Below are 1205 nucleotides of genomic sequence, written 5' to 3'. Positions count from 1 at the left end.
CTGGGGTTCCCGCCCTGCGGCGTTCGGCTCCCACTCGGAGGGCGATCAGCACTGTCGCCTCGAATCGGACATCGAGCCTGACAGATCTTCGGCAAACGGGGAGGATCAGGTCTCATGAGCACCGCAGAGATATCTGAGCATCCGCCGATCTACGAGCATCTGATCCGGGAGCGCGGCGACGTACTCACCGAGACCCGGGAGGTGGCTGAGCAGACACAGCGCCAGGCGCGTCAGGCGCTGGACTGGAGCGGGGTGCGGATTGGCCGGACGGGGGGAGACGACGTCCACAGCACCGAGCGCAGTGAAGCGGAAATGAATCTGCAAGCGCGGACCATGAGATGAGCACTTGCACGCACCGGCCCGCGTCCGTCATCCAGCCGCTGTCCTTGACCAGCTCCCACAGCCGCCCGGCGCCGGCCTCTTCGTCCGGAATCCGCCGCTCGGCGTGCGTACAGGCGTCGAGCGAACCGGCCTCGGCCGGATGGCCTCCAGGAACAGCGCGAACGCGTACTCGAACTGTGTGGCCAGTGACGTGCTCCGGGGCCACAGCGTGGACATGGCGGGCCGTCAGCAGCCCGCTGCCACGTCTCTCGACGCCCTGCGAGCTGTCACGGCCCGGTAAGGGCTCGCGAAGCGAAGACGGTACACGGCTGAGGTTCCTTACCGGCTCGGGATCGGTGGGGCACTCGCCGCACACGACCAGACCCCGACAGGAACGTCATACGATCAACCCGTCAGCCCTTCCTGTTCCGGCACACCGGCGCCCATCAGGTCTTTCACCCAGGTACCGCGCAACCGTCCACGGATCGGGTCGGCTCGGTCCCGCCGCCGGACCAGGCCAGGCGGAGCCGGCCGCGCAGAAGCAGAGGGCCAGGGACAAAGAAAGACCCCCCTGCCTGCGTTTCCGCAGGTCAGAGGGGTTTCATCGCGTGGAGCCTAGGAGATTCGAACTCCTGACATCTGCCTTGCAAAGGCAGCGCTCTACCAACTGAGCTAAGGCCCCGGGAACGATGCGTCAGCCGGAAGGAACTCGCTCCGGTGAGCAACGCAGACCAGAGTACCGGGTCTCCCCCCGGATCTCGCAAAAGGATTGGGGGTCCCGGTGAACGACCACGCTCCGTAAGATGCTCGGCGTGGGGGGGGGGGGCCGACCACCGGGTTTTGGGGGTGCGGGGGGGGGTCGCGAAGGGGCCCCCCCCCCCAAA

Annotated in this window: 1 protein-coding gene and 1 tRNA gene; one reads left to right on the top strand and one right to left on the bottom strand. The window is 67.2% G+C overall.

Going from position 1 to position 1205, the window contains the following annotated elements; translation table 11 throughout:
* The first annotated feature begins 114 nt into the window (after positions 1 to 114).
* Complete coding sequence (locus ACFWY6_RS45485; RefSeq protein ID WP_384703815.1) at positions 115 to 342, top strand: hypothetical protein; 228 nt, start codon at positions 115 to 117, stop codon at positions 340 to 342.
* Positions 343 to 930: 588 nt separating this feature from the next.
* Here the strand turns inward: ACFWY6_RS45485 and ACFWY6_RS45480 are convergent.
* A tRNA-Ala gene (locus ACFWY6_RS45480) sits at positions 931 to 1003 on the bottom strand.
* Positions 1004 to 1205: the final 202 nt, after the last annotated feature.

This window comes from Streptomyces sp. NPDC059037, assembly GCF_042740015.1.
Taxonomy (GTDB): domain Bacteria; phylum Actinomycetota; class Actinomycetes; order Streptomycetales; family Streptomycetaceae; genus Streptomyces.
Note: the sequence above shows the minus strand (reverse complement) of the source record. Positions and strands in the feature narration are given on the sequence as shown.